This window comes from Tropicibacter naphthalenivorans (genome assembly GCF_900176475.1).
Taxonomy (GTDB): Bacteria; Pseudomonadota; Alphaproteobacteria; order Rhodobacterales; family Rhodobacteraceae; genus Tropicibacter; species Tropicibacter naphthalenivorans.
This window is the reverse complement of sequence record NZ_FWXX01000006.1, coordinates 171,866-197,774: the sequence shown is the minus strand read 5'-3', so window position 1 is coordinate 197,774 and position 25,909 is coordinate 171,866. Positions and strand designations below refer to the sequence as shown.

Below are 25,909 nucleotides of genomic sequence, written 5' to 3'. Positions count from 1 at the left end.
TGGTCGTTTACGCAGCGTCTGCGGATTTGTCGAAGCGCCCGTAAAAGCTTTGGTTCTTGTCGGCCATCTCGCGCAGCAGCGGCGGGCAGGTGAAACGGTCGCCAAACTGCTCGGTCAGCTGGTCACACCGCTCGGCAGCATAGGCCGCGCCCAGCATGTCCAGCCACGACAGCGGACCGCCGGACCAAGGCGCAAAGCCCCAGCCAAGGATCGCGCCCACGTCACCTTCGCGGATGTCCATCAGCACGCCTTCTTCCAGCGCGCGGACCGCTTCGAGCGATTGGGCGAACAGCAGGCGGTGCTGCACGTCGATCAGGCTGGGCTGCGCGTCGGCTTCGGGGTACTGCGCCTTGACAGTGGCGGACAGGCCGGTGCGCTTGCCCTTTTCGTCGTAGTCGTAGAACCCCGCAGAGGCCTTGCGGCCCAGACGGCCCTCGCCTTCCATCCAGAAGATCACCTCGTCCACGGCCGCGTCGGGATAGGCGTCGCCCATGGCGGCCTTGGTGGCGCGGGCGATTTTCGCGCCGAGGTCAATCGAGGTTTCATCCACCAATTGCAGCGGCCCCAGCGGCATCCCCACCATCTTGGCGGCGTTTTCGATCAGCGCCGGGCTGACGCCCTCGGCGACCATACGGATGCCTTCGTTGATGTAGGGAATGATGCAGCGGTTGGCGTAAAAGAAGCGCGCGTCGTTGACAACAATCGGCGTCTTGCGGATTTGCCGCGTGAAATCAAGCGCTTTGGCCACGGCCCGGTCGCCGGTCGCCTTGCCCTTGATGATCTCGACCAGCATCATTTTCTCGACGGGGCTGAAGAAGTGGATGCCGATGAACTGCTCGGGGTTCTTGGACGCCTTGGCAAGTTCGGTGATCGGCAGGGTCGAGGTGTTGGTGGCAAAGATGCAGTCGGCGTTGGTCACGGCGTCCACAGCCTTGGTCACTTCGGCCTTGATTTTCGGGTCCTCGAAGACGGCTTCGACGATCAGGTCACAGTCGGCCAGCGCGGCGTAATCGGTGGTCGCCTCGATACGGGCCAGCACCTCCTCTTTCTTCTCGGGCGTGGCCTTTTTGCGGGCGATGCCCTTGTCCATGTAGGTGGCGGTGTAGGCTTTGCCGCGATCCGCTGCTTCTTGCTTTTGGTCGAGCAGGACAACCTCGATCCCCGCCTGAGCGGACACCAGCGCGATGCCCGCGCCCATCATGCCCGCACCAAGGATGCCGACCTTTTGCACACGCTGGTCGGCCACATCGGCGGGACGCACCGCGCCCTTTTCCAGCGCTTCCTTGTTGATGAAAAGCGAGCGGATCATGTTGCCTGAAGACGGGTTCATCAGGATGTTGGTGAACCAACGCGCCTCGATTTTCAGAGCCGTATCAAAGGGGACCATCGCGCCCTCGTAGACCGCCGAAAGCATCGCCTTGGCCGCCGGGTAGACGCCCTTTGTCTTGCCGTTAACCATGGCCGACGCGCCGACAAAGGTCATGAAACCGGCCGGATGATAGGGCGCTCCGCCGGGCATTTTATAGCCCTTGGCGTCCCAGGGTTTGACGATATCGGCGTCCTTGGCATTCAGCACCCAGTCGCGAGCGGCCTCCACCGGGTTGGCGGCGATTTCGTCGATCAGACCCGCCTTTTGCGCCTTGATCGGGTCCAGCAGCTTGCCTTCGAGCAGGAAGGGCGAGGCCCCCATGGCGCCCAGCTTGCGCGTCAGGCGGGTGGTGCCGCCCGCGCCGGGGAAGATGCCAACCATGATTTCCGGCAGGCCGATCTTGGCCTTGGGGTTGGGCGCGGCAAAGATGCGATGGGTCGACAGCGGCAGCTCCAACCCGATGCCCAGAGCGGTGCCGGGCAGGGCGGCGGCGATGGGCTTGCCGCCCTTGTTGGTCTTGGGGTCCATGTTCGCGCGCTCAATCTTGCGCAGGATGCCGTGCATCCGCATGGTGCCCTCGAACAGGCCTTGGGCGGGGTTGTCGCCGGCCATTTCCTTCATCTTGGCGATGACGTTCAGGTCCATCCCGCCGGCAAAGCTGTCCTTGCCAGAGGTGATCACCACGCCCTTGACCGTCTCATCGGCCAGCGCGTCGTCGATCAGACTATCAAGCGTTTCCAGCCCCTCGAGGCTGAGGACGTTCATCGACTTATCCGCCACGTCCCAAGTGATGATCGCAACGCCGTCGGCGTGTTTTTCCATCGTGAAATCGGTCATTTAGCTCTTCTCTCCCGAAGCGTTATTTGTGGTGCCGGTCCACCGTTGGTGGCCCATGCCATTAAGGATAGAGGACATTTGCCAGCCCTCGGGTGTGTGGTGCAGCAAGGCAGACGAGGTGTAGGGCGGGATCACCTGTTGCCCCTCGCGCAGAAATTCGGTGCGGTAGGTCGCGATGATCGAAAAGTCGTCGCAGACCTCAAAGCCCACCGGTTGCCGAATGATCTGGTCCAGCCCCATGACGTCGCAGGCCTGTAAATAGTACTGAAAATTCTGCATGACCTCTTGCGGGGTGCGCAACATCGTCGGCCCCTCGCGGGTGATCAACGAGAACGGCAGCCTAATCCGGTTTTCCCAGCGCGTGATGTCGCGTGTCAGGAAGGGCTGGGTGATGTCTTCCAGGAAAGCGTCGAAATCGCCCTGGGAAAAGGCAACGGGCGGCGGGGTGGGTCTGGGAATGTCATCAGGGGCCAGCAGTGGCCAAGCCGCGCGTGAGATGTGGTTGCGCACCTCTTGCATGACAAAGCGGTCCCCTTTGCGCACCAGCACCATATGCGCGTTGAAACTGGGGTAGACGTCCAGCGTGCCGTTCAAGAACCAAGAGCGGTACTGCCCTTCGATCTCATCCGGCCCAAGGAAATGCGCGTCGACCACGCTGCGCACATAGTTCGTCACCTTCATGTTGTGGATTGAGCGGTGCAGCGTGTGCAGCGCTTCGCCGAGTTTGGCGTCATGGTTAAAGGTGGTCGGGCCTTCCTTGGTGTAGATCCAATGCGGGTTGGTGGTGTGCTGCATCATCAGGTGAGGGTTGTCCTCCCAGATGGCTTGGGTCAGCTTGTCCAGCACGCCCTGCATGACCGCGCGGGCCTTGGCCGAGGATATGAGCGAGGTCTCGGGCATGGGTCAGAAAGGGCTTCCGTCGCGGCGGGTAAAGGCCATTTGGCCCGCGTCCACGGTGACTTGCATATCGACGTCTGAATAATGGCCCCGCTCGGTCGGGGTGCGGGTGCCGATGACGACAAAGGCGCCTTCGGCGTCCGATCTGTTGACGATGTGATGACCGTTGCGATCCCCCTTGGGGAAGGCGCAGCAATCGCCGGGGCTCAGGGGCGTCTCGCCCGTGTCATCGACCAGCGTCAGCGCGCCCTCGGTGACCACCAGAAATTCGTCCTGTTCCTCGTGCCAGTGCCGCAGCGACGACATGGCGCCGGGCGCGAGCCGCACCAGATTGGCCCCGAACTGCGTCAGGCCCGCCGCATCACCAAGGCGCTGCTGGCTGCGCCCCGCCATGGCGGCGTCATGCGGTGCGGGATAGCTTGATCCGGTCAGAACCGGCAGCCGGGTCAGGTCAATCTTGGGCATTACGCACCTCCTGCGCGGGGCGCGGTGGATGGGGCCGGGCGAGTGGCTTTTGCGGTCACGTTGGGCACGGGTTACTCCTTTACTCAGACTTTGGTCCGGGACGCCGACAGGTCGCTGCCGGTGATCCGATCAAGGGTCAAATGGCCCATGGGGTGCATGACGGCGGTGACGCGCCACTGGCCGTCGTCGCCTTGTTCCAGCGTCATCGCGCTGGTGTAGGACGGGATCAGCAGCTCTGTCTTACGCAGGATATGCGTGCGGTAGGTGCCGTGCATCCGGCGCGTGCCCACGGCTTCGGCGCTTTTGACAAGGCGCACAATGTCGGTCAGCCCATGCACCTTGAATTCGGTCATGCAGCGGTCAAAGTCTTGCCGCAGCGCATCCCGATCCGCGATCACTTGGTTGATCCGGCTGCCCTGCATGAACAGCGGGAACTGCACGGTGTCACACAGGGCGTCAAAATCGCCGTCCAGATAGGCGTGGGTCATCCGGTCCAGCGTCGTTTGAAACTCCCACAAGGTTTGCTCGCGGTCCTGCGCGGTGGGCTCGTCGCTCTGGCCAATGGCCAGTAGCGCCTTGCCATGCGCGCCCGCGTCGGCCACCACATGCTGGGTCGAGACGGTCTTCCATCCGTCGCCGCGCCGCTCCATCACGGTAAAGTTCGGATAGGGCGGGCGCACCAGGTCGTCCCCCGCATACAGGTGCGAAACATGGACAAAGCGCAGCCGGTCCGGCCCGTCAAACACCGCCACATCGACGTTGCGTACCAGCCGATCCACCCCCAGCGAGGCATAGTGATCGCTGGCCGCCTCAAAGCCGGTGCGCAGCTCGGCCATGGTCGGGCGCAGCTGCATCCCGGCTTCGGTCGAGATGGTAAAGGGCGTGGTGTAATGCCGGGCGAACAGGTCGAAATTGCGCGTCAGCAGAGCCTCTCCGGTTTCATCCAGAGAGAGCTGCGCAATGTCCAATGCCGTATCGCCCGGTGTGGTCTGCATCTGGGATCAGAGCCTTTCGATGATGGTGGCCGCGCCCATGCCGCTGGCGATGCACAGCGTGGCAAGGCCGGTGCCCTTGCCGGTGCGCTCCAGCTCATCGAGCAGGGTGCCGATGATGATCGCGCCGGTCGCGCCAAGCGGGTGGCCCATGGCGATCGAGCCGCCATTGACATTGACCTTGGAGGCATCCACATCGAACGCCTGCATGAAGCGTAGCACAACAGAAGCAAAGGCTTCGTTGACTTCGAACAGGTCGATGTCGTTGATCGACATGCCGCTGTCGCGCAGGATTTTCTCGGTGGCGGGGACGGGGCCGGTCAGCATGATGGTCGGATCGGTGCCGATCTTGCAGGTGGCGCGGATGCGGGCGCGGGGCTTGATGCCGTATTGCTCGCCGAATTCCTTGTTGCCGATCAGCACCGCAGCAGAGCCATCGACGATCCCCGAAGAGTTCCCGGCGTGGTGCACGTGGTTGATCCGCTCAAGGTGCGGGTATTTCATCAAGGCAATCTGGTCGAAACCGGGCATGACTTCGCCCATGTCCTTGAACGACGGTTTCAGCGCGCCAAGGCTTTGCATATCGGTGGCGGGGCGCATGTATTCGTCGCGGTCGAGGATCGCCAGATTGTTCTGGTCGCGCACGGTGATGACCGACTTGGCAAAGCGGTTGTCGGCCCAAGCCTCGGCGGCGCGGCGCTGGGATTCAACCGCAAGGCTGTCCACGTCATCGCGGCTAAAGCCATACTCGGTGGCGATGATATCGGCGCTGATGCCTTGGGGGACGAAATAGCTTTCCATGGCAAGGCTGGGGTCCACGGCAATCGCCGCGCCGTCGCTGCCCATGGCCACGCGGCCCATCATCTCGACGCCGCCGGCGATATAGGCTTGCCCTGCGCCGCCCTTGACCTGGTTGGCGGCAAGGTTTACCGCCTCCATGCCCGAGGCGCAAAAGCGGTTGATCGACAGGCCGGGGATGGATTCATCAAGGTCCGAGGCCAGCACCGCCGAGCGCGCAAGGCAGCCGCCCTGCTCGCCAACCTGGGTGACATTGCCCCAGATGACGTCTTCGACGGCGTGCCCGTCCAGACCGTTGCGGTCCTTGATGGCGTTGAGCACCTGCGCCGACAGACGCAGCGAGGTCACCTCGTGCAGCGACCCGTCCTTGCGGCCCTTGCCGCGCGGGGTCCGGACTGCGTCATAAATATAGGCTTCGGTCATAGAGTTAGGCTCCTGTCGGATCGATTTCTTGAGATCAGGGTGGGGGAAAGCCGCGGCCCACGCAAGAGTTACGTAGTGGCGGCTTACGTAAAGACGTTAGGTCGTTTTGACTGTCCGGGCCGGGGCCGCCATGTCAGGCGCGATCCGCCGGAGAGCCCGGCATCAGATCGTAAGGGTGTTTCCAGCCGTCGAGGCCTTGGATGTTGGACAGCCACCGGTCGATATTGGGCCAGTCGGCGCGGTCAAAGCCAAAGGGCTCGGGGTAGAAAAGGTAACCGCAACAGCTGAAATCGGCGTTGGTGGGGGCGCTGCCCACGATCCAGTCGCGGTTTTCGAGATGGTGGTCGAGCGTCTTGTAGGCGGCCTTGAGGCGGCCTTGCATGAATTGGATCACCGGGGCGGGGCGCTTGTCCTCGGGGAGGAAGTTCATGAGAAAGCGGGTCATGCCGGCTTGGGACGACATCTTGTGATTGTCCCAGAACATCCAGCGCATGACTTCGCGCTGCTCCTCGGGGGTGGTGCCGCCGAACTTGCCGGTTTTCTCGGTGATGTGCATCTGGATGATGGCAGACTGGCTAAGCTTGAGGTCTCCATCTTCGAGCACTGGGGCTTCGCCCATCTCGTTGACGTTGGCCAAGTATTCAGGCGTGCGGGTCGCGCCGCCGAAGAAGTCAACGTAAACCGGCTCCCACACGAGGCCGGAGAGTTCCAAGGGCAAAGCCGCCTTGTAGGCGTTTCCGCTTTCGCCGAAGCAATGCAGTTTGATGGTCATGCGCCAACCTCCCGTTGCGCTTGTTTCAAGGGATCGCGTGGGGGTTTTGCACCCCCACACCCCCGCAGGATATTTTCTAAGAGAAGAAACACAATGTCGCAGCCCTCGGTAACCGCTCTTTAACACGCATAAGTGTAGTCTGGTTCTGCGGTACAGGCTGGGAAGCCGATGACCGCAAGAGGAGAAGACCGGCTCTGCCGAAACGGAGCCGGCAATGCAGGAAGGTCGAGTGCAGCCCTGACGCTGGGTACGATGTGCGACCTTCCTGCTTCTTCTCTTTACAAATATCCATCTTCCCCGCTTTCAGCCCGCACCGCCGTCAGAGGTTGCGCGCAATCAGTTCCTTCATGATCTCATTGGTGCCGCCATAGATGCGCTGGACCCGTGCGTCGGTCCACATCTCGGCCACCGCGTATTCCTGCATAAATCCGTAGCCGCCGTGCAGTTGCAGGCAGTCGTCGAGGACTTCACCTTGGGTGTCGGACAGCCAGTATTTGGCCATGGCGGCCTTTTCGACCGACAGCTCACCGCGCAGGTGTTCCACCATACAGGCGTCAAGAAAGGCGCGGGCGACGGTGGTTTTCGTCTGGCATTCCGCCAGTTTGAAGCGGGTGTTCTGGAATTGGGTGAGCGGGCCGCCAAAGGCTTCGCGTTCCTTGCAGTAGGCGATGGTGCGGGCGACCGCGCCTTCCATGGCACCCACGGCGCCGCAGCCGATGATCAGGCGCTCTTGGGGGAGCTGTTTCATCAGCTGGTAAAAGCCCTGACCCTCTTCCTGCCCGAGAATGTTTTCGGGCGGGATTTCCACGTTGTCGAAGAACAGCTCGGACGTGTCCGCGGCGTGGCAGCCGATCTTGTCAAGGTTGCGTCCGCGCGAAAAGCCAGCCGCGCCGTCGGTTTCCACCACCACCAGCGACACGCCTTTGGAGCCCTGCGAAGGGTCGGTTTTCGCCGCTACCACGATCAGGTTGGCGTGTTGGCCGTTGGTGATAAAGGTTTTTTGTCCCGACAGCTTATAGGCGTTGCCGTCGCGCACGGCGCGGGTTTTGATCCGCTGGACGTCCGATCCGGTCGACGGCTCGGTCATCGCCAGGGCGCCCACCAGCTCGCCGGTCACCATCTTGGGCAGCCAGCGCTTTTTCTGCTCCTCGGTGCCATAGGCGAGGATGTAATGCGCGACGATGCCCGAATGGATGCCGTGGCCCCAAGAGGCCAGATTGGCGCGTGAGCCTTCGATCAGGATGACCGCTTCGTGGCCGAAATCGCCGCCCGCGCCGCCGTATTCCTCGGGGATGGAGGGGCAGAGCAGGCCCAGCTCGCCCGCCTGCTGCCATGTCGCGCGGTCCATCATGCCTTGCTTGCGCCAGCGTTCAAACTGCGGCTGCCACTCGGTTTCGATGAACTTGGCGGTCATTTCCGCCAGCATCGCGTGCTCTTCGGTCATCCAGCTCATGTCGGTCCTCCCCAACCGGCGTTAGCGTTTGCGCGCCTCCAGCTCGGAGTTGAAAACCCGCAGCCGGTGGTTCAGCGCGTCGGTGTCTGTCACGCTGTCGAAATGCTCGAACAAAAAGGACAGCGCCTCTCCTTCGTCGAGCCCGGCGTCATGCGCGAACCGCTTGAGGCCACGATAGCCATCTTCGGTCATGGCGACAGGAAAACGCCGCGTCAGACGGAAACGTTTTGGCATCATTTTATCCTTTTCTGTAAAAGTCCTGAGAGGACAAAGACCCCCAGCGCGCAACCCGCCCAGATCAGCGCGGGGCGCACCTGCGGGCCAGCGTTCAGCGTGCCGTCCCCGAATTCGGGCGACACCGATACCGCGCCGTACCCGGCCCGGACCAGCGCGCCGAACAGCACCAGCATCGCCAGCAGTTTGATCAGTTCCAGAAAAGAAATCACGCCGCCTCCGGGGGTTTGGGTGGGGTTGCCCCCACCTTTCCCTCAGAACTGCTCGGCGTCCAGCGACATCACCGGGTCCGCGCCGCTTTCGATGCGGCGCAGGTGGGTCGTGGTCATCGGCAGTTGCCGCGCCATGTAGTAGCGGCCCGTGGCGATCTTGGTCTTGTAAAAGTCCGCGTCGCCGGTGCCTTCCGCCAGTTTATCCTCGGCGGTGACCGCCATCTTCGCCCACATCAGGCCAAGGCAGACGTGGCCCATCAGGTGCATGAAATCATACGATCCCGACAGCGCCGCGTTGGGGTTTTTCATGCCGTTCTGCATGAAATACATCCCCGCCGCTTGCAGATCCTTGGAGGCGGCTTTCAAAGGCTCGCGGAAGTCCTTGTCGAAGGCTTCGGACCGGCCCTTGGTTTCCTTGATAAAATCGGTGACCTGCGCAAAGAAGGCCATGACGTGCTTGCCGCCGTCCTGCGCCAGTTTGCGGCCCACGAGGTCCAGCGCCTGAACGCCGTTTGCGCCTTCGTAGATCATGGCGATGCGGGCGTCGCGGGCGAATTGCGACATGCCCCATTCCTCGATGTAGCCGTGGCCGCCGTAGACCTGCTGGGCCTGCGTTGCCATCTCGAAGCCCTTGTCGGTGAGGAAGCCTTTGACCACGGGGGTCATCAGCGACACCAGACCATCGGCGGCCTTGTCTTCGCAGCGGTGGGCACGGTCAATCAAGGATGCCCCCCAGTACGCAAAGGCGCGGGCCCCCTCGACAAAGCTCTTTTGATCCAAGAGGTTGCGGCGAATATCCGGGTGCACGATCAGCGGATCGGCGGGGCCGTCGGGATTTTTCGCGCCGGTCACGTCACGGCCCTGAAGGCGGTCTTTGGCGTAGATCAGCGCGTTTTGATAGGCGACCTCGGCCTGCGCATAGCCCTGAAGGCCAACGCCGACGCGGGCTTCGTTCATCATGGTGAACATGGCGCGCATACCCTTGTGTTCCTCGCCCAAGAGATAGCCGGTCGCCTCGTCGTAGTTCATCACGCAAGTGGCGTTGCCGTGAATGCCCATCTTCTCTTCGAGCTTGCCAACAGAGACGCTGTTGCGCGCGCCGGGTTGGCCATCCTCGACGATGAACTTGGGCACGATGAACAGCGACACGCCCTTGATGCCATCGGGGCCGCCGGGAATCTTGGCCAGCACCAGGTGGATCACGTTTTCGGACATGTCATGGTCACCGGCAGAAATGAAAATCTTCTGGCCGGTGACCTTGTAAGTGCCGTCCTCCTGCGGGACGGCCTTGGTGCGCATGAGGCCAAGATCGGTGCCACAATGCGGCTCCGTCAGGTTCATGGTGCCCGTCCATTCACAGGTCACCATTTTGGGCAGATAGGTCGCTTTTTGGTCGTCAGTGCCATGCGCATGGATCGCGGAATATGCGCCATGCGTCAGACCCTGGTACATGTTGAATGCCATGTTGGCCGCCGAAAACTGCTCTCCAACCGCAGTTGCGACGACATAAGGCAGACCCTGACCACCATACTCGGGATCGCAATCCAGCGCCGTCCAGCCGCCTTCGCGCACGGCATCAAACGCCGCCTTGAAGCCGTCCGGCGTGCGAACCACGCCATTTTCCAACACACACCCTTGGGTGTCGCCCACAGCGTTCAGCGGGGCCATCACTTCAGAAGCGACCTTGCCCGCCTCTTCCAGGATGGCCGTCAGGGTGTCGCGGTCCATGTCCCCGTAACCGGGAACGTCCTGCCGAGATACCCCAAGCATCTCTTCGAGGACAAAAACCTGATCTGCGATAGGCGCCGTGTATGTGGGCATGTGTTTCTCCCTAAAACTGCCCGCGGCCGACCGTTATTCGGCCGCGCTTTTCTGGTCCATCGAGGCGAGCATCTTTTCGCCCCACTTCATCTGGTCTTCGAGCTCGCCGATGGCTGCATCCAGCTCGGCGCGCTGCGATTTCATATCTGCCAGACGATCCTGAGCGATCTCGTAGGCGCGGGCCAACTGCGTGCGCTGCTGGTCGCCGACGCTGTACAGGTCCAGAAGCTGGCGGATTTCCTCCAGCGAGAACCCAAAGCGCTTGCCGCGCAAGATCAGCTTGAGACGCGCGCGGTCGCGGCGGGTGAACAGACGCTTTTGGCCTTCACGAATGGGGAACAGCAGTTCCTTTTGCTCGTAAAAGCGCAGCGTCCGTGGCGTCACCTCGAAAGCATCGCACATCTCTCGAATCGTCATCTGTCGTTCGTCGTTCATTTTCCGTTTCCTCAAGCCGCAGGTGAGTGTGTACGCCTCGAGGTGCTCATTCGTGCTTATTCCTACAACGGGAATTTTCGTTGACGTAACTCATACGTCACGTCAATTCCAAGTTGACGTAACATCACGAAAGGTCAACAGCGCGAATTCGCAATAATCCTTCAAAGCGCTTTGGGTGGCTTAGTAAGGGAAACCTTACCCGACGTCGTCGGAAAATGTTAACGAATAATTAAGATAGATTAACAGATTCGGCGGTCTCGTTGCGCAGGGCGCGCAGCTCATCGACCGCCTCGTCCAGTTGGCGGCGCTGCTCTTCGAGCTCTTGCAGCTGGCGGTCGGCCATTTCGACCCAAGCCTTCATCTGCGCCTCGGTGCCTTCCTTTTCGTAGATCAGCAGCCATTGGCGGATGTCTTCGAGTTGAAAGCCGAATTTGCGCCCCCGCAGGATCAGGGTCATGCGAGCGATTTCCTTGGGGCCATAAAAGCGCGAGCGGCCCTCGCGATCAGGGTGGAGCAGTTCGATATACTCGTAATAGCGCAGCGTGCGCGGGGTCACGTCGAACTTTGCGCACATCTCTTTAAAGCTTAGGCGTGTCTCGGCCATCTCGTCTCTCCCCTCGGCAGACGCAAGGTAAGCCGCGTTTGGGCGGTGTGCAACCGGGATCACGGGGGCCGGGACGCGACGGAAAAACCGCGCTTGCACAGGGGCTTTGCGCCGCCCAATATGGGGGTGCATAACCGTCAGAGAGCCGCAATGACCGCCGACAAAGCCCGCATCGCCAGACAGTTTATCGAGACGATCCCGCACTCCAAGGCGTTGGGGATGCGGATCACTGACATTGGCGACGGCAGCGCGACCATCGTGATGCCCTATGACGCGCGGTTTATTGGCGATCCCGAGACGGGGGTGATTCACGGCGGCGCGGTGTCGGCCCTGATGGACACCTGCGGCGGGGCGGCGGTGATGAGCCATCCGCAAAGCCCCACCGGAACAGCGACGATCAACCTGCGCATTGACTATATGCGTCCTGCGGCTCCGGGTCAGGCGATCACAGCACGGGCCGAATGCTATCACATCACGCGAAACGTGGCTTTTGTGCGCGCGACCGCCACCGATGACGACACCGAAAACCCCGTCGCCTGCGCCACAGGCGCCTTTACGGTGGAGGCGCAGGCATGACCCGCAAGACCCCCGAACCCGTTCAAGTCATTAAACAAAGGCGCGATGCGGCGCTGTCGGCGCTTGTCGATGGGGTGCCGTATATCCATTACCTTGGGGTGACCTTTGACCGGCGCGGCGACGAGCTGACCGCGGTGCTGCCCTTTGACGACAAGCTGATCGGCAACCCGTTTTTGCCCGCGATCCACGGCGGCGTGACGGCGGCGTTCCTTGAGATTACCGCGATGATCACCCTCAACTGGACATGGCTGTGGGAAGACATCGAAAGCGGTGTTCTGGATGCCGAAGAGATGGTCGCAGGCAAACTGCCGCGCCTGCCGAAAACCATTGATTTCACGGTGGATTACCTGCGCAGCGGCCTGCCGCGCGATGCCTACGCGCGGGCGCGGGTGAACCGGTCGGGGCGGCGCTATGCCTCGGTTCAGGTGGAGGCGTGGCAGGACAACCGCGACCGGCCTTTCGCGGCCGCCAACGCCCATTTCCTGATGCCACGCAGCTGATTTTGGTCAAATTCGCAGCGGATTCAGCGCCCTCTCTGGGCCTGTTTTAAAGGTCTGGTAGGGCTTATCCGCGCAAATACCCCCAAGGCCAAGACGACGCGGGGGGTTATGGCGCGGTTCATTCCATATTTTCCAGAACGGCTGTGGCAGCGCTATGTCTGGGCGCTGGCCGTCATGGCGGCGATGGTGGTCGGAAACGTCGTTGTCCAGCGTGTGACCTTTGAACAGGCCGCGCAGAACGCCGCGCGCGTGCTGTTGATCACCGAACAACAGACGCGCGTTGCGCAGATTTTGTCGGATTTACAGACCTTTGAGCAAAGCGGTGACGCGCCTGACCTGACCGCGCGGCTGGACGCCTTTGACGCGGCGCAGGGGCAGCTGTTGCAGGCGGCGCCCTCTGATCCCGCGATCCAAGCTCTTGCTGCCGCGGGGGAGCAGTTTTCGTGGCGTGTGCAAAGCGCCCTCGTCGATCCGCAAGCGGATGCGCCTCGGGATCTTGCGCCAACATTGGCCGCCGTTCGTGAGGATGCGCTGCGCCAAGCTGAGCGACAGCAGGCGCAAGCCGTGCGTTGGCACTGGGCTGCCTTTGCCGTCTCGGGTCTGGTGGTGATTGCGCTGGCGGTGCTGGTGTTTTGGCCGTCGCATCAGTCGATCCGCGCCGCTACACACCGGGGCCGCGTGCAAATTCGCGCTCTTCAGGATAAGAACGATGACCTGCGCCAGCTGTCGGAACGGCTGGACCATGCCAAGTATCACGACGCGTTGACCGGCCTTGGCAACCGGCGCAAGCTGATGGCGGACCTGTCGCGGCGGATGCAGGCGGCGCCGCTGGGGGCTCTGTGCTTGCTGCAAATCGACCTCGACCGATTCAAATCGGTCAATGACACCTTGGGCGTGACCATGGGCGACGCGGTGCTGGTGCATGTGGCAAAGGTTCTGGAGCATCTGTTGCGCACGCAGGATGTGATTGCGCGGGTGGGCGGCGATGAGTTCGTCGTCATCATGGAATTCCCCCCCGAAGATGCCCCCGAAATGGCGCGGAATCTGGCCGATGCGATGCTGCAAGCCATCCGCAGACCCTTTTCCCCGCAAGAGGATCAGACCTGCACCGTGGCCGCCAGCATTGGCTACGCGTTCAACGGCACGCGCCGTGACACGACGGAAACGATCATGGCCAACGCTGACATCGCCTTGGGCGAGGCGAAACAAGGCGGGCGGGGCCTGGCGCTGCGCTATGATGCGGCCATGCGTGCCGGGCTGGAGTGGCGCGCCACGCTGATCGCCGACCTTGAACGCGCCATTGCCGACTACGAATTCGTTCCCCATTTCCAGCCCAAATGCGATCTGGCGACCGGGGCGGTCTGCGGTTTCGAGGTGCTATCGCGCTGGGAGCACCCACAGCGGGGCACCCTGCCGCCCGCCGAATTCCTTGATCTTGCCGAGGAAATCGGCTGTCTAGACGTGATCGACGCCCAAGTGCTGCATAAGGGATTGGATGCGCTGCGCGATTTGCGCGCCCAAGGTGTCGAGGTCACCATGGCCTTTAACGCCTCCGCCAGCAGCCTGCGCCAGCCAGAGTGGGTGCAGGACCTCAGCATGGCGCTGGCCATGCGCAACCTCAAGCACAGCGACATCGTGATCGAGGTGCTGGAGACGATCTTGATCCAGGACGACCAGGATCAGGCGGTGCGCAGCATCCGCGCCCTGACTGCCGCGGGCACCCGCGTGGACATCGACGATTTCGGCACCGGATATGCGTCAATGTCGATGCTGGCGACTTTGGACGTGGGTGGGCTCAAGATTGATCGCTCGCTGGTGACCAACATTTCGCAGGCGCGCGATCGCCAAGTGGTCGAGGCCATCATTGGCCTGTCGCACGGCCTTGGGATCAAGATCACTGCCGAAGGGGTCGAACGCCCGGACCAGCTTGCGATTCTGCGCGACTTGGGCTGCGATACGATCCAAGGCTTTGGCATCGCGCGGCCTATGCCCTTGACGGACATGCGGGATTGGCTGGCCGAACGCGCGGAGAGCTCGGTGACTTTACTCGAGGCGGGCTAGTGGTTGTCGGGCCGGGCCGGGCGGATTAGGGTCGGCGCGATCAACCCCCTGAAAGCTTTCGCATGACCGCAGCTGCACCAGCCCCCGTTACCCACCGGCGCGTTCTCAAGATCGCCGTGCCGATCATGCTGGCCAATGTCACCGTGCCCATCCTTGGGGTGGTCGACACGGGCGTGGTCGGGCAAATTCCGCAGGCCGCGCCCATCGCCGCCGTGGGGGTCGGGGCGATTATCCTCGGGGCGATATACTGGATTTTCGGCTTTTTGCGCATGGGCACGGCGGGGCTGACCGCGCAGGCCACGGGGCAGGGCAACCGTGCCGAAGTCGCGGCCCTTTTGACCCGCTCGCTGATGATCGGCCTTGCGGGCGGCGCTGCAATCATCGCGCTGCAACAGCTTGTTTATGCAGGGGCTTTTGCCATCTCGCCAGCGGGGCCAGAGGTCGAATCCCTCGCGCGCGACTACATGCAGATCCGCATCTGGTCCGCCCCCGCTGCCATCGCGATTTACGGCATCAACGGCTGGCTGATCGCGCAGGAACGCACCCGCGACGTGCTGATCCTGCAAGTCTGGATGAATGGCGCGAACATCCTGCTCGACCTGCTGTTCGTCTTGCAGCTGGGCTGGGGTGTGTCCGGCGTGGCCTTTGCGACCTTTCTGGCAGAGTGGTCGGGGCTGGCCATGGGCCTGTATCTGTGCCGCGCAGCGTTCCGAGTGCCGGACTGGCGCGATTGGCCGCGCGTCTTTGACCGCGAAAAGCTGAAAAATATGGCAGTGGTGAACACCGACATCATGCTGCGCTCTTTGATGTTGCAGGCGATCTTTGTGTCCTTCCTGCTGCTGGGGGGCAAATTCGACGCGGTCACTCTGGCCGCGAACCAAGTGTTGCTGCAATTCCTGCACGTCATGTCCTTTGCCCTAGACGGCTTCGCCTTTGCCGCCGAAGCCTTGGTCGGGCAGGCCATGGGGGCCAAGGCGGTGCAGCAACTGCGCCGCTCGGCGGTCCTGACCTCTCTTTGGGGATTGGGGTGTAACGTGCTGTTCGCGCTGGCTTTTGCGCTGCTCGGCGGCATCGTTATCAACACCATGGCCAAGGACCCGGAGGTCCAGCAAGCGGCCCGCGCCTACTTGCCGTGGATGGTGGCCGCGCCCTTGGTGGGGCTGGCATCGTGGATGCTGGACGGGATTTTCATCGGGGCGACGCGGACCGGGGACATGCGCAATATGATGGCGATTTCTGCCGTGATCTACGCCGCCTCGGTGGCCTTGCTGATCGGGCCGCTGGGCAATCACGGGCTGTGGCTGGCGCTGCTGATTTCCTTTGTCGCCCGTGCCATTACGCTGGGCCTGCGCTATCCGGCTTTGGAACGCGCTGCCCAAAACGGTTAGGCGCTTTTGCCTCTGGCCTTTTGCGCCCCAAATGGCCTATGCAGACCCAATCATACAAGGGAGAGGCGCGATGGACGATCTCGTCAACAGCTTCATGACCGGCCCCGACGACAAGGGCCGTTTTGGTATCTTCGGCGGGCGCTTTGTGTCCGAAACGCTCATGCCGCTCATTCTTGAGCTTGAAGAGCAGTACGAACACGCCAAGACCGACGAAAGCTTCTGGGCCGAGATGGACTTTCTGTGGAAGCATTACGTCGGCCGCCCGTCGCCGCTGTATTTCGCAGAGCGCCTGACTGAACGTCTGGGCGGCGCCAAGGTGTATCTGAAACGCGACGAACTGAACCACACCGGCGCGCATAAGATCAACAACGTGCTGGGGCAGATCATCCTCGCCCGCCGCATGGGCAAGACGCGGATCATCGCGGAAACCGGCGCGGGCCAGCACGGCGTGGCCACCGCCACCGTTTGCGCGAAATTCGGTTTGAAATGCGTAGTTTACATGGGCGCGCACGACGTGGAACGTCAGGCACCCAACGTGTTCCGGATGCGCCTTTTGGGCGCCGAAGTGGTCCCGGTGACCTCTGGTCGCGGCACGCTCAAGGACGCGATGAACGACGCGCTGCGCGATTGGGTGACCAACGTGCGCGACACCTTCTACTGCATCGGCACCGTGGCCGGCCCGCACCCGTACCCGGCGATGGTCCGCGATTTCCAGGCCATCATCGGCAAGGAAGCCAAGGAGCAGATCCTTGAGGCAGAGGGCCGTCTGCCCGACACCATCATCGCCGCGATCGGCGGTGGTTCGAACGCCATGGGCCTGTTCTTTCCGTTCCTTGACGACAAGGGCGTCAAGATCATCGGCGTCGAAGCGGGCGGCAAAGGCGTCAACGAAAAGATGGAGCATTGTGCCTCTCTGACCGGCGGCCGGCCCGGCGTGCTGCACGGCAACCGCACCTATCTGCTTCAGGACGACGACGGCCAGATCCTCGAAGGGTTCTCGATTTCCGCCGGGCTCGACTATCCGGGCATCGGGCCGGAGCATTCGTGGCTGCACGACATTGGCCGGGCCGAGTATGTCTCGATCACCGACCAAGAGGCGCTTGGTGCGTTCCAGCTGTGCTGCGAGACCGAGGGCATCATTCCCGCGCTCGAACCCAGCCACGCGCTGGGGCACGTGATCAAGATCGCGCCCGAGCTGCCCAAGGACCACATCATCGTGATGAACATGTGCGGTCGCGGCGACAAGGACATCTTTACCGTGGCCAAGCACCTTGGCTTTGACATGTAAGTCCTTGTGACAAAAATATTTGGGCGTCCCTCGGGGCGCCCTTTTTCGTTTCAGTCAGGGGGCTTAGGCGGCGTGCTCTTGCAGGACGTGCAGCGGCACGATGTCCAGCGCGCGCTGGTGCGTGGCGGCCAGATGGACCTTGGGCGCGCAGCCTTCGTCGTGGGCTTGTAGGAACCGCCCGGCGCACAGGCACCAGCGATCCCCCGGCTTTAGCCCGGCAAAGTTGTACTGCGGCATGGGGGTGCTGAGGTCATTGCCCACGTATTTCGAATAGGCGAGGAACTCGGCGGTCATCACCGCGCACACCGTGTGGCTGCCCTGATCGGCGGGGCAGGTGTTGCAATGGCCGTCGCGGAAATAGCCCGTCAGCGGCGCGGTGGAACACATCTCCAGATCGCCCCCCAAGACATTGATCGCTGCGTCTTTGTCCATCGTCGGCTCTCCTTACCGGAACTTGTCCGCCAGTTTTTGCAACGGGCTGCGGTCGTCCTCTGCGGGCGCTTCGGCGGGTTTTACGGCCTTGGCGGGCGTCTCTTTCACCGTTTTCGATGATCTAGGCGGCGCAGTGCGCAAGGCAACGGCGTTCTGGAACTTGCCCGCCTCGCCATCGGCCAGATGGCCTGCACCGTCGGAAATCCCGCGCAGCAGATCGTCCAGCCAGACCTCGTCCGCCTTGGCGAAATCATGCAGGACATAGCCCGCGACGGCCTCTTTGCGGCCCGGATGGCCGATGCCCAGACGCACGCGCTGGTACGCTTCGCCGATATGCTGGTGGATCGAGCGGAGGCCATTGTGCCCCGCGTGCCCGCCGCCCATCTTGACCCGGCATTTGCCCGGCGCGAGATCCAATTCGTCATGGAAAACAGTGACATCGCCGGGCTCAAGTTTATAGAAACGCATCGCCTCGCCGACCGACTGCCCGGACAGGTTCATAAACGTCTCGGGCTTGAGCAGCAGCACCTTGTCCCCGCCCAGGCGCCCCTCGGACACTTGACCGTTGAACTTGGACTTCCACGGCGCAAAGCCATGGTCCGCCGCGATCTGATCCAGCGCCATAAAGCCGATGTTGTGCCGGTTCCTGGCGTATTTACCGCCGGGATTGCCGAGACCTACGAAAATCTGCACGCTGTCCTCCGTGTCTTGTCCGCGCCCTTGTAGGCCAAAACGCCCCCCGCTGACAACGCGAGAGCCCCGCGCAAAACAAAAGACCCCCGCCGCTGGGGCAGGGGTCCAATGTCTTGCAACGATGGGGGAAGATTACTCTTCGCCGCCCTCTGCTTCGTCTTCGTCGTCAGAGGCCGCAGCCAGACCCGACGGAGCCGAGATGTTCGCGATGACAAAGTCACGGTCGATGGTCGGCTTGGTGCCTTCGGGCAGGGTCACGTCCGAGATGTGGACGATGTCGCCGATGTTCATGCCGGTCAGATCAACGGTGATCTTTTCGGGGATGTCGCCCGCAGTCACGATCAGCTCGACTTCGTTACGGACGACGGTCAGAACGCCGCCCTTCTTGATGCCGGGAGCCGCTTCTTCGTTGATGAACTCAACGGGAATGAAGAGGTTGACCTTGGACGTGCGACGCAGGCGCATAAAGTCCACGTGGGTCGGCAGGTCTTTGACCACGTCACGCTGGACGTCGCGGCAGATGACGCGCACGTCTTCGTGACCTTCAACCTTGAGGTTGAACAGGGTCGACTTAAAGCGGCCTGCTTTCAGGCGCTTGAGCAGCTTGTTGAACGGGATGTTGATCGGCAGAGGCTCGCTTTCGCCACCAAAAACAATCCCCGGAACCAGGCCGTCACGGCGTGCCTGACGAGCGGCGCCCTTGCCTGTCCCCGTACGTTCCAGAGCTTCGAGATCAGGAATCTCACCAGCCATAATAATTCTCCAAAGTTAGGGCAGGGTGCCTCCAAGGCTGTCACCCCGCGTGAAGCCGTGGCCATAGGCGGAATCGCCTCGTTTGGCAAGGGGGCAATCGCCTTTATGCGCTGTCAAAACGGTGGGCGGCCTCTGGTGGCGGGAGATAGCAGGTCTCGCGGCGGCCAAACAGTCGGTATCGGTTGCGGGCAACGGCGCTATAGAGGGCATCGCGCAGGGGGCGGGGGATGATGCGGGCGAGGGTCGCAGCCCGCCACGGATGGCGCAGGTGGGCGGCGATGTGCAGGGCGGCATCGCTGCGGAGCAGCGCGCGGTCGGTGATCAGCGCAAAGGTCTGGTCCAGCATCTCGGGCGTCAGCCCATGCCGGGCGGCCAGCGCCGCGCCCTGCGCCGAGTGGACAGAGGCAAAATGCAAGGTCGGCGCGCGCTCGTGGCGCAGAATAAACGCGACGCTGCCGGTGCACAGCACGCAGTGCGCGTCAAACAGCACCGTGGGCGTCATCGCGACAGGGCGGCTTTCATCGACGCCTCGGGGAAACATGTGGCGGGGCGGCCCGTGGCCTCTTGCCAGCGTCCGATAGAGCGGCGGGTTTTGAACCCCGGCAGCCCGTCCGCGCCGCCGACATCGTGGCCCATCTCCTCCAGCGCGCGCTGCATCTGCGCAACGTCAGAGCGGTAGAGCCCGCCGACCGCGCCCCATTTGCCGCTGAAATCGCCCATGCCGTATTGGATGCGATCCCCCACATGGCCGACGAACAGCGCGTAGAGATCGGACATGTTATAGTCTTTCAGGACGTAGAAATTCGGCGTAACGATAAAGGCGGGGCCATTGCGGCCCGCAGGCATCAGCAGGAACCCTTCGCCGCGCAACTCATGGGCGGGAAAGGCTTTTCCCCCGATGCGGGTGATCCCCATGGCTTGCCAGTCACTGATGCGTTTGCCTTGGTCCGGGCCTTCGAGGGTGCAGGACACGCTGGCCGGGACGGTGACTTCGAACCCCCAGTCGCGGCCCTTTTGCCAGCCGTGTTTGCCCAAGTAATTGGCAATCGAAGCGATGGTATCCGCCTCGGAGCGCCAGATATCCGCGTGGCGGTCGCCGTCGCCGTCGGCGGCGTATTTCAGGAAGTTGGTCGGCATGAACTGCGGCTGCCCCAGCGCCCCGGCCCAAGAGCTTTTCATCGCGCCGCTGGGGGCGTGGCCGGCCTGCGCGATCTGGAGCGCGGCGATCAGCTCGGCCGTGAAATAGGGCGCGCGGGTGGACATAAAGCCTTTGGTCCCAAGGACTTGAAAGACGTCATGTTTGATCGGCACCTGACCATACCCGCTTTCACGGCCCCAGATGCCCAGCACGATCCGCCCGGGCACCCCGGTGCGCGCCTCGGCCTGCGCCAGCGCTGTCGCGTGCCGTTTCATCATCGTGCGCCCGACGCGGGTCGCGCCGTCCAGAGAGCCACGGTTAAAGTACTTTCCGGGCGAGCCGAACTCGGCCTGTCGCTGGCGTTTGGGGGTCTGCGGTTTGGTCCCCGGCGGCACCAGATCGGGCAAGTCCCAGTTCAGCTGCACGCCGTTGAAAGCGGCGCGAAAGGTCTGGCGCGACACGCCTTTTCGCTGGGCTTGCGGCCAGACGGTCTGGTCCAGCCACGTTTCGAACTGCTTTTGCACGGCGGCTTTGTTTTGCGCTGCGGCAGGGGCGGCAAAGGACAGGACCACAAGGGGCAGGGCAATCAGACAACACAGGGCGCGCAGCATCACAGACTCCGGGTTCGGGACAGGCCCCGTCAGCCTAGCGGGCGAATGCGCGCGCGCCCACGGTTTTTTGCCGCAAAGGCGTGCTTTTGCCGACCTCTAGCTTAGGGCCGTTTCGGCGTGGATCGCGTGGGCCATGCCCAGTTCCAACATCAGTTGCAGCCGATCGCTGACCGCCCGTCGCCACTCTGGCGCGGCCAGCAGAGCGCCCGGAAACAGCCCCGGCAACGCGTGCAGAGCATCGCACAGCGCCTCGGCCCCGTCCCGGCGGGCGGCGTGCAGCGCGTCCTGGCGCGGATCGCGCAGATCATAGGGCTGGCCTGCTGCATCACGGCCCAGCACGTAGCGCATCCAGGCGGCCACGGCAAAGGCAAAGGCGTCCAGCGGTTGCCCCTGTTCCAGCGCGGCGCAGGCGGGGGCAAGGATGCGTTGCGGCAGTTTTTCGGTGCCATCCATGGCGATCTGATAGGTCTGGTGGTGCAGGTGCGGGTTTTCGAAGCGCGCGACCAAAGCCTGCGCGTAGGCGTCCAGATCCACCCCGGCAGGGGCGGCAAGGTCGCTGCGGAGGCGCGCAAATGGCGGCGCACCAGACGCGCCAAGCCCGGATCGGCCATCACGTCCGACACATGCTTGTGCCCCGCCAGAAAGCCCGCATAGGCCAGCATCGAATGCGCCCCGTTGAGCATCCGCAGCTTCATCTCTTCGAAGGGGCGCACATCGTCCACGAACTGCGCCCCCGCCGCGCCCCAGTCGGGGCGGCCGTTGGGAAAGCGGTCCTCGATCACCCATTGAGTGAACCGCTCTGTCTCAATCGCGGCGGCGTCTTGCAGGCCCAGCAGCTCTTGGGCCGCCTCTAACGTGGCGGGCGTGCTGGCCGGGGTGATGCGGTCCACCATGGTCGACGGGCAGGCGACCTCTGCCCGGATGTGATCCAGCAGATCGGGGGCGGCGCGGCGGGTGAAATCCATCAGCAGGCCGTGCAGCATCGCGCCATTCTCGGGCAGGTTATCGCAGCACAGCACGGTAAAGGGCGGCGTCCCCGCCGCGCGTCGCTGCCTCAAGGCCCAGACCAGCAGGCCCGCAACCCCGATGGGCTGGTCCGGCTGCGCCAGATCATGGGCAATCGCCGGGTGCGACAGGTCCACGCCGCCGGTGGCGCGGTCGATGCCATAGCCTTTTTCCGTGACGGTGACGCTGACGATACGTGTTTGCGGGGCGGTCAGGGCGGCCAGCACTTTCGCGCGGTCCGTTCCCAGATGCGCGGCCCCGGCCAGCGCGCCGATCACCCGCGCCGCGCTGCCCTCGGCGCTGCGCTCGATCAGGGTGAACAGGCCGTCCTGCGGAGTCAGTTGCGTGGCGGGGTCAGGGCTGCGCAAGCTGACCCCAAGGATGCGCCAATCGCCGCCCGATGCCGCCAGCGCGCTGTCGGTATAGGCCGCTTGGTGGGCTTTGTGAAACGCGCCCAGCCCCAGATGCACGATGCCAACGCCATGCGCGGTTGGATCATAGGCAGGCTGGGCAACCTGTTCGGGCAACGCGCCAAGATGCGCCAGAGACAGCCGGGTCATGCGTCGACCCGAGGTTCCAACGCCGCGATCACGCCGCGCAATTCGGCCAAGCCCTTGAGGCGGCCAATCGCCGGATAACCGGGCTGCGCACGGCGGCCCAGGTCATCAAGGATGTCCTGACCGTGATCGGGCCGAAAGGGGATCGACCAATCGGCGCGGCCTTGCGCACGGCGGCGCGCCTCTTCGCGCAGGGCGGCCTCGATCACCGCGACCATGTCGGTGTCGCCGCCCAAGTGCTCGGCCTCAAAGAAAGAGCCGCGAATTTCACTGGTTTCACGCGTCACGTTGCGCAGGTGCAGGAAATGCACGCGATCACCGAGACGTTCCATCATGCCGGGCAGGTCATTGTCGGGCCGCGCCCCCAATGATCCGGTGCACAGCGTGATGCCATTGGCGGGCCGGTCGACCGCGTCCATGACCGCCTTGTACTGCGCTTCGGTGGACATGATGCGCGGCAGGCCCAGCAGCGGCACGGGCGGATCGTCCGGGTGGCAGCACAGGCGCAGGCCCAGCCGTTCAGCGGTGGGGATCACCTCGGACAAAAAGTCCACCAGATGGGCGCGCAGCTGCGCCTCGTTGATGGCATCGTATTCGGCCAGATGGGCGCGCACCTCGTCCAGACCAAAGCTTTCGGCGGCTCCTGGCAGGCCAAAGACGACGTTCTTGGCCAGCTGCGCCTGATCGGCGTCGCTCATGTCGGCAAAGCGGCGGGTGGCCTCTTCGCGCAAGGCGTCGTCGTAATCGTCCACCGCGCCGGGGCGCGCAAGGATGTGCAGGTCGAAGGCCGCGAAATCCGCCAGATCAAAGCGCATACAGGTGGCGCCATTGCGCATCCGGTAGGTCAGATCGGTGCGGGTCCAGTCCAGCACCGGCATGAAGTTGTAGCAAATCACCTCGATCCCCGCCGCCGCGAGGTTTTCAAGGCTGGTGCGATAGGCGTCCAGATGGGCCTGCCAGTCGCCCTTTTGCTTTTTGATGTCTTCCGAAACGGGGAGGCTTTCGACCACGTCCCACGCCATGCCAGAGGGCGACCCATCCTTGAGGCGGCTGACCTCGGCCTGCCGCTGGGCGATCTCTTGCGGGGTCCAGACCGCGCCCGTGGGCACGTGATGCAATGCAGAGACGATCCCCTGCACCCCGGCCTGGGCCACATCGTCAATGGACACAAGATCCTTGGGGCCAAACCAACGCCACGTCTGCTGCATGTTTTCCTCCCGCAGAATCTGTCTTTGACCCATTTTAGCATCGGAAAAATTTTGAGTACTAGTATGGCAGTATGGTAGCCAGAAATGGGAGAGGAGGCGAATCATGGTACTTGATGGCCAGGATCGGTGGCGTTTGAACAACGCTTTGCCGATTTCATCGCAGATTTACGCGTTGCTGCGCGATCGTATCGTGCGCAATGAGTTCGCGCCCGGCGAGCGCATCTCGGAGGCCGAGATCGCCAAGCTGTGCGAAGTCAGCCGCCAACCCGTGCGCGAAGCCTTTATCAAGCTGGCCGGTGAAAACCTGTTGGAGATTCGTCCGCAGCGCGGCACCATCATCACCAAGATCGCCTATACCGCCGTTCTGGATGCGCGGTTCCTGCGCGAAGCCATCGAGGCGGACATCGTCTCGATCCTTGCCTCCCGGTCCGACACCGCGCTGGTGCGCGAGTTGCGCGATCAGGTCTCGCGGCAGCGCGAGCTGGGGCAGAGCCGCTCGGCCGAGTTTATCCAGCTCGACGAACATTTCCACCACACCCTCGCCCAAGAGGCGGGCAAGGGCGGCGCGTGGAAGCTGCTTGAAGGGCTGAAATCGCAGATGGACCGCGTGCGGTTCCTGTCGCTGTCGCAGTTCCCCATCGGGCGGCTGGTAGCGCAGCACAGCGCGCTGGTCGACCGCATCGAACGGGGGGATGTGTCCGGCGCAAACGCCGCCATCCGCACCCATCTGCGCGAAGTTCTTACGGATTTGCCCAGCATTCTGGCCGCAAACCCGCAGTTTTTCGACCTGCCGGACGGGACGGTCCTGCAACCGGCCAATGCACCTATTCAGGGAGGAATAGACCATGAGCATTAACTGGAAAATCACCGCCGCCGCGGCGGCCATCGCGGCCATGGTGGCGGGCGCGGTGTCGGCGCAGGACATGACCCTCAAGCTGGGTCACCTCGCCAACGAGGACAATCCGTGGCACAAGGCCAGCGTCAAGTTCGGCGAAGAGCTGTCGGCGCTGACCGATGGCCGCATCGCCGTCGAAGTCTTTCCGAACGAAAGCCTTGGCAAGGAAATCGACCTGATCAACGGGATGCAGCTGGGCACGGTCGACATGACCATCACCGGCGAGAGCCTGCAAAACTGGGCGCCCATGGCGGCGCTGCTGGCGGTGCCTTACGCTTATAAATCCATCGAGCACATGGACGAAGTGGCCTCTGGCGAGATTGGCGACCAGATCAAGGCGCAGATCATCGAAAAGGTGCAAATCCGCCCCATCGCGCATTTCGCCCGCGGTCCGCGCAACCTGACCTCGAACCGCGCGATCACCTCGCCGGATGCTCTGAACGGCCTCAAGATGCGCGTGCCCAACGTGCCGCTGTTCGTGGACGTGTGGAAGGCGCTTGGCGCGAACCCCGGCCCGATGGCCTTTTCCGAGGTGTTCACCTCGCTGCAAAACGGCACCATCGAAGCGCAGGAAAACCCGCTGGCGCTGATCCGCTCGGCGTCCTTTGCCGAGGTGCAAAGCCACGTCAACCTGACCCAGCACGTGCGCAGCTGGATCTATCTGACCATCGCCGAATCCACCTGGAACAAGCTGAGCGCCGACGATCAGGCCGCCGTCATGGAGGCCGCCGCCCGCGCCCAAGCCTATGAGCGAGAGCTGTTCGACGCCTCCATCGCCGCCGACCGCGCCTATCTCGAAGAGCAGGGCATGACCTTTGTCGAGGTGGACGGCGCGGCGTTTCAGGCAAAGGCCAAGGACGCGGTTCTGGCCAACGTGAACGACGAGATCAAGCCGATCGTCGAAGGCCTGTTCTCTGAGTAATCACAGAACCTTGGACCCGGTGCCGCAGCGGTGGCGCCGGGTTTTTCCATAAGGGGGGAGCGGCGTGTGAGACACGCAGAAAAAGTGATTAACGCCATCACCTTTGTGGCCAAACTGGGCACGGGGCTGTCCTTTTCGGTGCTGATTGCCGCCGTCCTGATCCAGGTCGTGGGTCGCCATACCGGCATGGCCCCCGTCTGGACCGAAGAGCTGACGCGCTATGCGCTGCTGTTCACCGTGGCCTTTGGCGCGGGGCTGGCCTTTCGCACCGGTGATCTGGTGAACGTCGATGTGATCTGCGAGCATCTGCCGGGCAAAGCGCCATGGCTGCTGCGCCTGTTCGCGGCGCTGGTGACGGCGGGGCTGGCGATTTACCTTTTACCGCACGCGTGGCGCTATGTGTCGATCGGCAAGATGCAGACCTCGCCCGCGCTGGGGGTTCGGATGGATTTCATCCACGCCGCCGTCTGGATCATGCTGGCGCTGATCGCCGTGTTTGGCGTGCTGCGCATTCTTGGGATGCTGACCGGCACCGAAGACGGCAAACCCCAAAAACCGCAGGAAGATTGA

General features: G+C 63.0%; 27 protein-coding genes and 1 pseudogene. 8 read left to right on the top strand and 20 right to left on the bottom strand.

Features of this window, described 5'->3' with window-relative positions; genetic code table 11:
* Positions 1–7 precede the first annotated feature (7 nt).
* From B9A11_RS14115 to B9A11_RS14060, 12 genes are all read right to left on the bottom strand, one after another.
* Positions 8–2,206: a 3-hydroxyacyl-CoA dehydrogenase NAD-binding domain-containing protein gene (locus B9A11_RS14115; RefSeq protein WP_058248682.1), complete on the bottom strand. Its 2,199-nt coding sequence runs from the start codon at positions 2,204–2,206 to the stop codon at positions 8–10.
* On the bottom strand, positions 2,207–3,106 hold the full coding sequence (locus tag B9A11_RS22210) for a hypothetical protein (RefSeq protein ID WP_234988854.1): 900 nt from the start codon (positions 3,104–3,106) through the stop codon (positions 2,207–2,209). It abuts the gene before it with no gap.
* A 3-nt stretch (positions 3,107–3,109) separates the two neighbouring features.
* Positions 3,110–3,568 carry a cupin domain-containing protein gene (locus tag B9A11_RS14105; protein WP_058248681.1) on the bottom strand — a complete coding sequence of 153 codons (459 nt, stop codon included), beginning with the start codon at positions 3,566–3,568 and terminating at the stop codon, positions 3,110–3,112.
* A gap of 83 nt (positions 3,569–3,651) precedes the next feature.
* The gene (locus B9A11_RS14100; protein WP_058248680.1) at positions 3,652–4,563 is read right to left on the bottom strand and encodes a hypothetical protein; all 912 of its coding nucleotides are present in this window, start codon (positions 4,561–4,563) and stop codon (positions 3,652–3,654) included.
* A gap of 6 nt (positions 4,564–4,569) precedes the next feature.
* A complete protein-coding gene (locus B9A11_RS14095; RefSeq protein ID WP_058248679.1) occupies positions 4,570–5,781 on the bottom strand; it encodes an acetyl-CoA C-acetyltransferase in 1,212 nt (403 codons plus the stop codon).
* A 133-nt stretch (positions 5,782–5,914) separates the two neighbouring features.
* Positions 5,915–6,553, bottom strand: a complete 639-nt coding sequence (locus B9A11_RS14090) for a glutathione S-transferase family protein (protein WP_058248678.1) — start codon at positions 6,551–6,553, stop codon at positions 5,915–5,917.
* A gap of 319 nt (positions 6,554–6,872) precedes the next feature.
* Positions 6,873–8,006, bottom strand: coding sequence for an acyl-CoA dehydrogenase family protein (locus tag B9A11_RS14085; protein WP_058248677.1), 1,134 nt, complete (start codon positions 8,004–8,006; stop codon positions 6,873–6,875).
* Between the two features lie 21 nt (positions 8,007–8,027).
* Entirely contained in the window at positions 8,028–8,240 is a 213-nt protein-coding gene (locus B9A11_RS14080) for a hypothetical protein (RefSeq protein WP_058248676.1), read from the bottom strand.
* The gene (locus B9A11_RS14075) at positions 8,240–8,452 is read right to left on the bottom strand and encodes a hypothetical protein (RefSeq protein ID WP_058248675.1); all 213 of its coding nucleotides are present in this window, start codon (positions 8,450–8,452) and stop codon (positions 8,240–8,242) included. Before B9A11_RS14075 ends, B9A11_RS14080 begins: the two co-directional genes overlap by 1 nt.
* A 42-nt stretch (positions 8,453–8,494) precedes the next feature.
* The gene (locus B9A11_RS14070; protein ID WP_058248674.1) at positions 8,495–10,273 is read right to left on the bottom strand and encodes an acyl-CoA dehydrogenase C-terminal domain-containing protein; all 1,779 of its coding nucleotides are present in this window, start codon (positions 10,271–10,273) and stop codon (positions 8,495–8,497) included.
* Positions 10,274–10,306: 33 nt separating this feature from the next.
* Positions 10,307–10,708 (bottom strand): MerR family transcriptional regulator, encoded by a 402-nt coding sequence (locus B9A11_RS14065; protein ID WP_058248673.1) that lies wholly within the window; start codon positions 10,706–10,708, stop codon positions 10,307–10,309.
* A 229-nt stretch (positions 10,709–10,937) separates the two neighbouring features.
* Entirely contained in the window at positions 10,938–11,312 is a 375-nt protein-coding gene (locus B9A11_RS14060; protein WP_058248672.1) for a MerR family transcriptional regulator, read from the bottom strand.
* A gap of 150 nt (positions 11,313–11,462) precedes the next feature.
* Here B9A11_RS14060 and B9A11_RS14055 point away from each other — a divergent pair, with 150 nt between their 5' ends.
* The 5 genes from B9A11_RS14055 to trpB all read left to right on the top strand — a co-directional run bounded on the left by B9A11_RS14055 (position 11,463) and on the right by trpB (position 17,125).
* Positions 11,463–11,888 (top strand): PaaI family thioesterase, encoded by a 426-nt coding sequence (locus tag B9A11_RS14055; protein ID WP_058248671.1) that lies wholly within the window; start codon positions 11,463–11,465, stop codon positions 11,886–11,888.
* Positions 11,885–12,388: a PaaI family thioesterase gene (locus B9A11_RS14050; protein ID WP_058248670.1), complete on the top strand. Its 504-nt coding sequence runs from the start codon at positions 11,885–11,887 to the stop codon at positions 12,386–12,388. Before B9A11_RS14055 ends, B9A11_RS14050 begins: the two co-directional genes overlap by 4 nt.
* 108 nt (positions 12,389–12,496) lie before the next feature.
* Positions 12,497–14,449, top strand: a complete 1,953-nt coding sequence (locus B9A11_RS14045; protein ID WP_058248669.1) for a putative bifunctional diguanylate cyclase/phosphodiesterase — start codon at positions 12,497–12,499, stop codon at positions 14,447–14,449.
* 62 nt (positions 14,450–14,511) lie between these two features.
* On the top strand, positions 14,512–15,837 hold the full coding sequence (locus tag B9A11_RS14040; protein WP_058248668.1) for an MATE family efflux transporter: 1,326 nt from the start codon (positions 14,512–14,514) through the stop codon (positions 15,835–15,837).
* A 70-nt stretch (positions 15,838–15,907) separates the two neighbouring features.
* Positions 15,908–17,125, top strand: a complete 1,218-nt coding sequence (gene trpB / locus B9A11_RS14035; protein ID WP_058248667.1) for a tryptophan synthase subunit beta — start codon at positions 15,908–15,910, stop codon at positions 17,123–17,125.
* Positions 17,126–17,188: 63 nt separating this feature from the next.
* On the opposite strand, the gene B9A11_RS14030 is transcribed toward trpB, so the two are convergent.
* The 8 genes and pseudogenes from B9A11_RS14030 to uxuA all read right to left on the bottom strand — a co-directional run bounded on the left by B9A11_RS14030 (position 17,189) and on the right by uxuA (position 23,522).
* Positions 17,189–17,557, bottom strand: coding sequence for a DUF2237 family protein (locus tag B9A11_RS14030; RefSeq protein WP_058248666.1), 369 nt, complete (start codon positions 17,555–17,557; stop codon positions 17,189–17,191).
* Between the two features lie 12 nt (positions 17,558–17,569).
* The gene (pth, locus tag B9A11_RS14025) at positions 17,570–18,250 is read right to left on the bottom strand and encodes an aminoacyl-tRNA hydrolase (protein WP_058248665.1); all 681 of its coding nucleotides are present in this window, start codon (positions 18,248–18,250) and stop codon (positions 17,570–17,572) included.
* Between the two features lie 132 nt (positions 18,251–18,382).
* A complete protein-coding gene (locus tag B9A11_RS14020; RefSeq protein WP_058248664.1) occupies positions 18,383–19,003 on the bottom strand; it encodes a 50S ribosomal protein L25/general stress protein Ctc in 621 nt (206 codons plus the stop codon).
* A gap of 103 nt (positions 19,004–19,106) precedes the next feature.
* The gene (locus tag B9A11_RS14015) at positions 19,107–19,505 is read right to left on the bottom strand and encodes a thiol-disulfide oxidoreductase DCC family protein (protein ID WP_058248663.1); all 399 of its coding nucleotides are present in this window, start codon (positions 19,503–19,505) and stop codon (positions 19,107–19,109) included.
* A complete protein-coding gene (locus B9A11_RS14010; RefSeq protein WP_058248662.1) occupies positions 19,502–20,752 on the bottom strand; it encodes a lytic murein transglycosylase in 1,251 nt (416 codons plus the stop codon). Before B9A11_RS14010 ends, B9A11_RS14015 begins: the two co-directional genes overlap by 4 nt.
* A gap of 96 nt (positions 20,753–20,848) precedes the next feature.
* Positions 20,849–21,286 carry a mannitol dehydrogenase family protein gene (locus tag B9A11_RS22495; protein ID WP_268811257.1) on the bottom strand — a complete coding sequence of 146 codons (438 nt, stop codon included), beginning with the start codon at positions 21,284–21,286 and terminating at the stop codon, positions 20,849–20,851.
* A gap of 80 nt (positions 21,287–21,366) precedes the next feature.
* Positions 21,367–22,317: pseudogene (locus B9A11_RS22490) on the bottom strand (mannitol dehydrogenase family protein); the annotation flags it as partial.
* Positions 22,314–23,522, bottom strand: coding sequence for a mannonate dehydratase (uxuA, locus tag B9A11_RS14000; RefSeq protein WP_058248661.1), 1,209 nt, complete (start codon positions 23,520–23,522; stop codon positions 22,314–22,316). The pseudogene B9A11_RS22490 and the gene uxuA, both read right to left, overlap by 4 nt.
* A 103-nt stretch (positions 23,523–23,625) precedes the next feature.
* Between uxuA and B9A11_RS13995 the strand changes: the two genes are divergently transcribed.
* The 3 genes from B9A11_RS13995 (at position 23,626) to B9A11_RS13985 (ending at position 25,909) form a co-directional block, all read left to right on the top strand.
* Positions 23,626–24,378: a GntR family transcriptional regulator gene (locus B9A11_RS13995; RefSeq protein ID WP_058248660.1), complete on the top strand. Its 753-nt coding sequence runs from the start codon at positions 23,626–23,628 to the stop codon at positions 24,376–24,378.
* Entirely contained in the window at positions 24,368–25,339 is a 972-nt protein-coding gene (locus B9A11_RS13990; protein WP_058248659.1) for a TRAP transporter substrate-binding protein, read from the top strand. Before B9A11_RS13995 ends, B9A11_RS13990 begins: the two co-directional genes overlap by 11 nt.
* Positions 25,340–25,405: 66 nt before the next feature.
* The gene (locus B9A11_RS13985) at positions 25,406–25,909 is read left to right on the top strand and encodes a TRAP transporter small permease (protein ID WP_083499901.1); all 504 of its coding nucleotides are present in this window, start codon (positions 25,406–25,408) and stop codon (positions 25,907–25,909) included.